General features: G+C 53.1%; 9 protein-coding genes. All 9 read right to left on the bottom strand.

From position 1 onward, the window contains the following. Nucleotides 1-28: 28 nt before the first annotated feature. Nucleotides 29-754, bottom strand: a complete 726-nt coding sequence (locus tag RTY00_RS14955; protein WP_312664968.1) for an amino acid ABC transporter ATP-binding protein — start codon at nucleotides 752-754, stop codon at nucleotides 29-31. Beyond that, the gene (gene gltK / locus RTY00_RS14950; protein WP_007890689.1) at nucleotides 755-1,432 is read right to left on the bottom strand and encodes a glutamate/aspartate ABC transporter permease GltK; all 678 of its coding nucleotides are present in this window, start codon (nucleotides 1,430-1,432) and stop codon (nucleotides 755-757) included. After that, nucleotides 1,432-2,172 (bottom strand): amino acid ABC transporter permease, encoded by a 741-nt coding sequence (locus RTY00_RS14945; RefSeq protein WP_008103659.1) that lies wholly within the window; start codon nucleotides 2,170-2,172, stop codon nucleotides 1,432-1,434. The genes gltK and RTY00_RS14945 overlap by 1 nt, the downstream gene beginning before the upstream one ends. Before the next feature lie 161 nt (nucleotides 2,173-2,333). Beyond that, on the bottom strand, nucleotides 2,334-3,227 hold the full coding sequence (locus RTY00_RS14940; RefSeq protein WP_008103657.1) for a glutamate/aspartate ABC transporter substrate-binding protein: 894 nt from the start codon (nucleotides 3,225-3,227) through the stop codon (nucleotides 2,334-2,336). A 438-nt stretch (nucleotides 3,228-3,665) separates the two neighbouring features. Further along, entirely contained in the window at nucleotides 3,666-5,192 is a 1,527-nt protein-coding gene (gene lnt / locus RTY00_RS14935) for an apolipoprotein N-acyltransferase (RefSeq protein ID WP_312664967.1), read from the bottom strand. Between the two features lie 4 nt (nucleotides 5,193-5,196). After that, nucleotides 5,197-6,078 carry a CNNM family magnesium/cobalt transport protein CorC gene (gene corC / locus RTY00_RS14930; RefSeq protein ID WP_256695911.1) on the bottom strand — a complete coding sequence of 294 codons (882 nt, stop codon included), beginning with the start codon at nucleotides 6,076-6,078 and terminating at the stop codon, nucleotides 5,197-5,199. Between the two features lie 82 nt (nucleotides 6,079-6,160). Beyond that, nucleotides 6,161-6,634 (bottom strand): rRNA maturation RNase YbeY, encoded by a 474-nt coding sequence (gene ybeY, locus RTY00_RS14925; RefSeq protein WP_008103651.1) that lies wholly within the window; start codon nucleotides 6,632-6,634, stop codon nucleotides 6,161-6,163. Beyond that, on the bottom strand, nucleotides 6,631-7,704 hold the full coding sequence (locus tag RTY00_RS14920; RefSeq protein ID WP_008103649.1) for a PhoH family protein: 1,074 nt from the start codon (nucleotides 7,702-7,704) through the stop codon (nucleotides 6,631-6,633). Before RTY00_RS14920 ends, ybeY begins: the two co-directional genes overlap by 4 nt. A 207-nt stretch (nucleotides 7,705-7,911) precedes the next feature. Further along, the coding region (locus RTY00_RS14915; RefSeq protein ID WP_312664969.1) for a hypothetical protein at nucleotides 7,912-8,020 on the bottom strand (109 nt) is incomplete at its 5' end.

The raw sequence follows: 8,020 nt of genomic DNA, 5'->3' as shown, positions 1-8,020 counted from the left end.
AATGCGCACCTGGCTTGAGGATGTTGAATCAGTGCAGAATCTTCGCCAGGAAGTCTTTTGCACGGTCGGATTGCGGGTTGTTAAAGAAATCATCCTTATTGGTGTCTTCGATAATTTTCCCTTCATCCATAAAGATCACGCGGTTGGCGACTTTGCGCGCAAAGCCCATCTCATGCGTCACCACCATCATGGTCATGCCTTCATTAGCTAATTCAACCATCACGTCCAACACTTCGTTGATCATTTCAGGATCGAGCGCTGACGTCGGCTCATCAAACAGCATCGCTACCGGATCCATACACAACGCACGCGCGATTGCCACGCGCTGCTGCTGACCACCAGAAAGCTGACCAGGGAACTTATCCGCGTGCGCAGAGAGCCCGACGCGTTTTAGCAGGCCTTGGGCTTTCTCACGCGAGGCCGCTTTGTCACGCTTGAGCACTTTAACCTGCGCCAGCGTCAGGTTTTCGATGATGCTGAGATGAGGGAACAGCTCAAAATGCTGGAACACCATGCCGACTTTGCTACGTAACTGAGCAAGGTCGGTTTTTTTGTTGTTCACTTCGGTGCCGGTCACCTGAATGCTACCCTTTTGAATCGGCTCCAGGCCGTTCACGGTTTTAATCAGCGTTGATTTACCTGAGCCAGACGGACCGCAGACCACCACAACTTCACCTTTTTTCACTTCGGTGGAGCAGTCGGTCAGCACCTGAAAGTGCCCATACCACTTTGAAACATTTTTCAGGCTAATCATTTAAACCGTCCTCTTTCTTTTCAGATAGGTAACCAACAACGAAGCGCTCAGGCTGATCACGAAGTAGACCAGACCAGCAAACAAAATCATTTCAACCTGGGTTCCGTCACGCTCACCAATGGTTGACGCGGTGCGGAAGAAATCAGCCAGGCTCAGTACATAGACCAGCGAGGTATCCTGGAACAGCACGATGCCCTGGGTTAGCAGCAGCGGCACCATGGCGCGGAACGCTTGCGGCAGCACGATCAGTTTCATCGATTGCCAGTGCGTCATGCCGAGCGCCAACGCGGCATTGGATTGACCACGTGAGATGCTCTGAATACCGGCACGGATGATTTCCGAATAGTACGCCGCTTCAAAGAGCGCAAATGCCACCATGGCTGAAATCAGGCGGATATCCGATTTAGGCGATAAGCCCAGCACCTGCTGCAGGAACGCGGGCACAACCAGATAAAACCACAGCAGCACCATCACCAAGGGTACGGAGCGGAACAGGTTGACGTACAGCTTGGCAAACCAGCGCACCGGCGCGATCGGCGACAAACGCATCACCGCCAAAATCGTGCCCCAGATAATGCCAAACACCACGGCAATCGCGGTGATCTTGAAGGTAATGATCAACCCATTCCACAAGTAAGGCAGGCTGGGAACAATCGAACTCCAGTCAAACTCGTACATTATTTGCCTCCCATATTGCCAGGCAGGCGAATTTTGCGTTCTACCACACTCATAATCAGCATGATCACCAGGTTAATGCCGACGTACGCCAGAGTGATGGCGGTAAAGGATTCATAGGCATGCGCGGAGTAATCCAGCAGCTTGCCGGCCTGCGCGGCCATATCCACCAGGCCGATGGTTGAGGCGATCGCCGAGTTCTTCACCAGGTTAAGCATTTCCGAAGTCATCGGCGGCACAATCACGCGATACGCATTCGGTAGCAGTACATAGCGATAGGTTTGCGGCAGCGTCAGGCCCATCGCTAAGCCCGCATTTTTCTGACCGCGTGGCAGCGACTGAATCGCCGCGCGCACTTGTTCACAGACGCGCGCAGCGGTGAACAAGCCCAGACAGATAGTGGAAGAGAGGAAGAACTGAATGTTTGGATCCAGCTCAGACTTAAACCACATCCCCAGCTTTTCGCCCACCAGTTCTGGTGCCACCAGATACCAGAAGAAGAACTGCACAATCAGCGGGATATTACGGAACAGTTCCACGTAGCAGGTACCAATCGCCGCCAGCAGGCGGTTGGGCACGGTACGCAGAATGCCAAATAAGGAACCTACCAGGAAGGCGATAATCCAGGCGCAGCAGGACACCGCAATGGTGACCTGAAAACCGGACCACAGCCAGCCGAGGTAAGTCGTATTGCCGAACGGGGCCTGTTCAAGAAAAATGCCCCAGTTCCAATCGATACCCATAACGAGCTCCGGTAAAAAAAGGGTAGCGAGGCTACCCATAAGATTGTTGAGCGGTGTCTTGCATCCTGCTTCAGGGGAACGGCCTGTTACAGTCTGTCTGTCCGCACCGCATGTTCAGCAATCGAGAGGGCAGCGGGGCTGCCCTTGTTGTCGTTGTTAATTCAGAGTGCTTTGTCGTTCGGTGCTTTGAACAGGGCCTGCATATCGCTTGAGAGTTCGAAGTTCAGGTTCAGATTTTTCGGTGGAATCGGCTGTTTGAACCAGGTTTCAAACCATTTTGAGGCTTCGCCAGAGGTCTGTGCTTTGGCAATAGTTTCATCCATCAGCTGTTTGAACTGTGGATCCTGATTGCGCAGCATGCAGCCGTAAGCTTCTTTCGACTGCGCAGTACCCACGATGTCCCAGTTGTCTGGCTTCTTGGCTTTGGCACGTTCACCCGCCAGTAGCGCGTCATCCATCATGAAGGCCACAGCACGACCGGTTTCAAGCGTACGGAAAGAATCGCCATGGTCTTTCGCGCTGATGATGCGCATATCCATTTTCTGCTCGTCGTTCAGCTTGTGCAGCAGAACTTCAGAAGTGGTACCGGAGGTCACGACAACGGTTTTGCCCTTCAGATCAGGGAAATCTTTGATGTCGCCGCCTTTTTTCACCAGCAGACGCGTACCGATGATGAACACGGTGTCAGAGAATGCCGCTTGCTTCTGGCGTTCCAGGTTGTTGGTGGTAGAGCCGCACTCAAAATCGTAAGTCCCGTTCTGCAACAGTGGAATACGGTTCTGCGAGGTAATCGGCAGCATTTTGATCTGCAAATCAGGCTTATTCAGTTTGGCCTTGATAGCCGCGATGATGGCGTTTGAATAATCCTGTGAATAGCCAACCACTTTTTGCTGGTTGTCATAGTAAGAAAAGGGAACTGATGATTCACGATGCCCAACGACGATCACGCCGCTATCATTGATTTTTTTCAGGGTACCGGTGAGATCTTCCGCCTGGGCCGCTCCCGCTGCTGCTCCCAACAGCAAAAGAGATAATGCCACTTTGCGTATCTGCATGTTCCAACTCCTTCGTATGGATGTCGCGCAGAACATAAACTGCGCAGATTGTGATGTTGTGTGTATTTCGTGCTGCTTTTTTAGTTATCCCATAGCGCAACTGCACGCAGGATAGTGATTAACATAGCGAATTGTTAACGCAATGAAACAAAAAAGTTTCTTTTTTGCGAGCCGCTCCGCACCAATAAAAGGCAAAAATTCACCGATGCGCTAATAGAGTGCGCATCATTGCCATAAATTAGTGCGTCAAGGTTGCACTACGCTTACAAAAGCCGATGTTTGCGAAAATCACTGAAATAAATAGCAATGATCGTGCCAGCACGATGAAGAAGTGTAAAAAGCCAGCAGAGAATCGGGGAAAGCACCACGGAAGGAAGAGAAAACAGCGCATAAAAAAAGGCGAAGTATTCACTTCGCCTGTTTGCATAGCAGCCTGAACTAGTGGCGACGGCGCAGAATGGCCACCACAATGCCAATCAATGTCAGCATCCACACCGGCCAGATGCCCGCTTTGGCATACGGCGTTTCGCCGGTTGTTGGCGTCACTTTGGCTTCCAGCACATCACGGGTGAACTGTGGCAACGCTTTCTCCACCTCACCGTTGGCATTCACCACCGCTGTGACACCGTTATTGGTGGAGCGCAGTAACGGACGTCCCAGCTCCAGTGCGCGCATGCGTGCCATCTGGAAATGCTGCCACGGCCCGATGGAGTGACCGAACCAGGCATCGTTGGAGACGGTCAGCAGGAAGTTGGTATCGGGACGGAAGTTAGCACGCACTTGCTCACCCAGCACGATCTCGTAGCAGATAGCGCTGGTCAGGTTATAACCCGACACTTTGAGCTGCGGCTGGACATAGGCGCCACGGCTGAAAGAGGACATCGGCAAATCGAAAAACGGCGCCAGCGGACGCAGCAACTCTTCCAGCGGCACAAACTCACCAAATGGCACCAGGTGATTCTTCTGATAGCGGTTCTGGCTCTGATAGCTGTAAGGCTGCTCGCCACCCAGGACAATCACAGAGTTGTAATCGTGATAACGATTATCGCCTTCTACGCGTGAATCCACGATACCGGTAATCAGTGAGCTGCCGCGTGCACGCAGGTCTGCATCCAGCGCCCGCAGGAACGGTTGCTGGTTGCTTTCCAGATCGGTAATTGCTGATTCGGGCCAGATAATGATCGGCGCTTTGCCGATAAACGGCTGGCTGTATGAGGTGTAAACGCGCAGCGTGTTCAGCAGTTGCTGCGGATCCCACTTCATCGACTGCGGAATATTGCCTTGCACCATCGCAACATCAACGCTGCGTTCCGGCAGCGGCTGATACCACTGCAACATGCGCAGCGGCCACGGCAATAACAGCAGTAACGCGGCGGCAATCAAACTTTTCACGGTACGATGATGCAGCGCGTGCACCAGCAGGCCCGCGATCACCATCAACAGGAAAGTAATGGTTTCCACACCGGCCAGCGGCGCGAGGCCTTTCAGCGGACCATCGATCTGGCTGTAACCAAACTGCAGCCACGGAAAACCAGTAAGCACCCAACCGCGCAGGAACTCGCTAATTTGCCACAGTGCTGGTGCCGCTAAAGCCAAACGCCAGATTGTGGCGCGCGGCCAGAAACGGTTGAGCACGATGGCAAACAGCATTGGATAAAGCGACAGATAGGCCGCCAGCAGAATCACCAGGAAGATGTTCACCGGGCCGGGCATGCCGCCAAAGGTGGCGATGCTGACGTAAACCCAGTTAATGCCGCTGCCAAACAGTCCAAAGCCCCAAACAAAGCCGATCGCTGCTGCCTGCGCAGTGCGGCGTTCCAGCAGCAACAGTTGCAGACCAAACAGCGAAATTAACGCTGCGGGCCAGAAATCGTAGGGGGAAAAGGAAAGGGTGCCAATGGCACCCGTAATTAACGCCAGCAGCAGGCGAACCCGCTGCTGCGAGTAAAGAGAGGCTAAAGCCATAAAATTATTCGTCTTCCAGTTGCGGTTGTGGTGAGTCTTCCGGAATTTTTACATGCACCTGGATGATACGGCGGCTGTCAGCCATGGCGACTTTGAACTGATAGCCATCAATGACAATACTTTCGCCGCGAGCGGGAAGGTGGCCGAATCCCTGCATGACCAATCCGCCAATGGTATCGACTTCGTCATCGCTGAAATCGGTGCCAAAGACCTCATTAAAATCTTCAATTTGCGTTAAGGCGCGCATGGTATAGGTGTAACGATTGAGCTGACGGATATCACGATCTTCTTCGTCGTCATACTCATCTTCAATTTCGCCGACAATCAGCTCAAGAATATCTTCAATGGTCACCAGACCCGAGACGCCACCAAATTCATCAATGACAATCGCCATGTGATAACGCTGCGAGCGGAACTCCTTCAGCATGCGATCGACGCGCTTGCTTTCAGGTACCACCACGGCGGGGCGCAGCACTTTTTCGATGCTGAACGGCTCAGACGCGCTGGCCATAAACGGCAGCAGGTCTTTGGCCATCAAAATGCCTTCAACGTGATCTTTGTCTTCACTGATCACCGGGAAGCGTGAATGTGCGGATTCAATAATCACCGCAAGGCACTCTTCCAGAGTTTGGTTGCGTTTCAGGGTGATCATTTGCGAGCGTGGGATCATGATGTCGCGCACGCGCTGTTCGGCAATATCCAGCACCCCTTCGAGCATGTCGCGGGTGTCCTGATCGATCAGCTCTTTTTGCTCAGAATCGCGGATTAACCCCAGCAGTTCATCACGGTTTTTAGGTTCACCGTGAAACAGTTGGTTGATTAGCAGGGAGAAAAATCCCTTTTTACTACTGGGTGCGTCGCTGTTTTGAGAATGGTCGTCGCTCATGGCGTTTTTATTTAGTTCTCTCTAATGAGGGATTGGGGCTGCTGGCATCCGCGCCAGCAGCGCAATAACCTGAACCAGCGGCTCAGGCGTCTTCTTTCTCCGAAATGTACGGATCAGGATAACCAAGAGCAAGCATTATCTCGGTCTCCAGCGCCTCCATCTCTTCGGCTTCTTCATCTTCGATATGGTCGTAACCCAGCAGATGCAGCGTACCGTGCACCACCATATGCGCCCAGTGGGCTTCGACGGTTTTGCCTTGTTCAGCAGCCTCTTGCTCGACAACCTGACGGCAAATAATCAGATCGCCGAGCAACGGCAGTTCAATGCCCGGCGGTGCTTCAAACGGGAATGACAGCACGTTGGTCGGCTTATCTTTGCCGCGATAAGTCAGATTAAGCTCATTACTCTCAGCTTCATCTACCAAACGAATCGTGACTTCGCTTTCTGGTTGAAACGGCGTTACCGCCGCTTCCAGCCAGCGTTGAAAATCACTCTCTGCCGGCAGATGGTTTTCATCGGCACAGGCCAGTTGTAAATCAAGAATCACCGCGCTCATGAACGCTCCTGCGGGCTGGTTTGGCTGGCAAGCTGCGCTGCGATAGCTTCGCGTTTGCGCTCTTCTGCCTGTTGATCACGGCGTTTCTGGTCGGCGGTTTCCCAGGCTTCATAAGCATTCACGATGCGTGCGACAACCGGATGACGCACCACGTCTTCGCTGTGGAAAAAGTTAAAGCTAATTTCATCGACTTCTGCCAGCACTTCAATGGCGTGGCGCAGGCCGGATTTGGTGCTGCGCGGCAAATCAATCTGCGTGATGTCGCCGGTAATGACCGCTTTGGAATTGAAGCCGATACGCGTCAGGAACATCTTCATCTGTTCGATGGTGGTGTTCTGGCTCTCATCGAGAATCACAAAGGCGTCGTTGAGCGTACGTCCGCGCATATAGGCCAGCGGAGCCACTTCAATCACGTTGCGCTCAATCAGCTTCTCTACACGCTCAAAGCCGAGCATTTCGAACAGCGCGTCGTATAGCGGGCGCAGATAGGGATCGACCTTCTGGCTGAGATCGCCAGGCAGGAAACCGAGTTTTTCCCCGGCTTCAACCGCTGGGCGCGTAAGCAGAATACGGCGAATCTCCTGACGCTCCAGCGCATCCACCGCAGCAGCAACGGCCAGATAGGTTTTACCGGTACCGGCCGGGCCAATACCAAAAGTGATGTCGTGTGCGAAGATATTGGCGATGTACTGCGCCTGATTAGGCGTACGTGGTTTGATCACGCCACGTTTGGTCTTGATGTTCACCGCTTTGCCGAACTCCGGCACGCTCTCAGCGCTCTGTTCCAGCACGCGGCTCTCTTTGATCGCCAGGTGAATCTGGTCCGGTTCGATATCTTTGATCTGACCGCGCATCGGGGCGGTATCAACGTACAGCGTGCGCAGGATATTGACGGCGGCGTCCACGCACAGCGAGCGGCCAGTGAGCGTGAACTGGTTATCGCGGCGTTTGATTTCAAGGCCCAAACGGCGCTCCAGCTGTTTCACATTGTCATCCATCGGACCGCACAAGCTCATCAGTCGTTGGTTATCTGCCGGTTCAAGGGCGATTTCACGCGTTTCGATATTCAAATGAATCCTTAAGGTCACTCAGGGCCAGTTGAAAAAGTGTGCCGGATGCTGAAGAGCAATCTCTCAACATCTTTATGGAATTATTTATGGCGCTACGCCGAGGCGCAAGCTTCAGAAACGATATTTGGGCAGCACTTGTGGAAAGCAAGGGCTTTGGGATGAAACAGGCGACAGCGCTTTGTGCGCTGTCGCTCAACGTTCGAGGTTTCAAGGCTGGAACATGCCGACGCCGATGTCGTTCTCTTTACGGGTACGAGCAATCACCGAAGCCGGGCTTTCGGCCACACGTAGCGCCATTTGCTCTTCGGTGCGCACC

It is taken from the genome of Pantoea sp. CTOTU49201 (assembly GCF_032054795.1).
GTDB lineage: Bacteria > Pseudomonadota > Gammaproteobacteria > Enterobacterales > Enterobacteriaceae > Pantoea > Pantoea symbiotica.
This window is presented reverse-complemented; position numbering and strand designations above follow the sequence as displayed.

Coding starts and splice junctions, on each gene's coding strand:
- RTY00_RS14955 (WP_312664968.1), bottom strand. CDS start 754: ATGATTAGCCTGAAAAATGTTTCAAAGTGGTATGGGCACTTTCAGGTG.
- gltK (WP_007890689.1), bottom strand. CDS start 1,432: ATGTACGAGTTTGACTGGAGTTCGATTGTTCCCAGCCTGCCTTACTTG.
- RTY00_RS14945 (WP_008103659.1), bottom strand. CDS start 2,172: ATGGGTATCGATTGGAACTGGGGCATTTTTCTTGAACAGGCCCCGTTC.
- RTY00_RS14940 (WP_008103657.1), bottom strand. CDS start 3,227: ATGCAGATACGCAAAGTGGCATTATCTCTTTTGCTGTTGGGAGCAGCA.
- lnt (WP_312664967.1), bottom strand. CDS start 5,192: ATGGCTTTAGCCTCTCTTTACTCGCAGCAGCGGGTTCGCCTGCTGCTG.
- corC (WP_256695911.1), bottom strand. CDS start 6,078: ATGAGCGACGACCATTCTCAAAACAGCGACGCACCCAGTAGTAAAAAG.
- ybeY (WP_008103651.1), bottom strand. CDS start 6,634: ATGAGCGCGGTGATTCTTGATTTACAACTGGCCTGTGCCGATGAAAAC.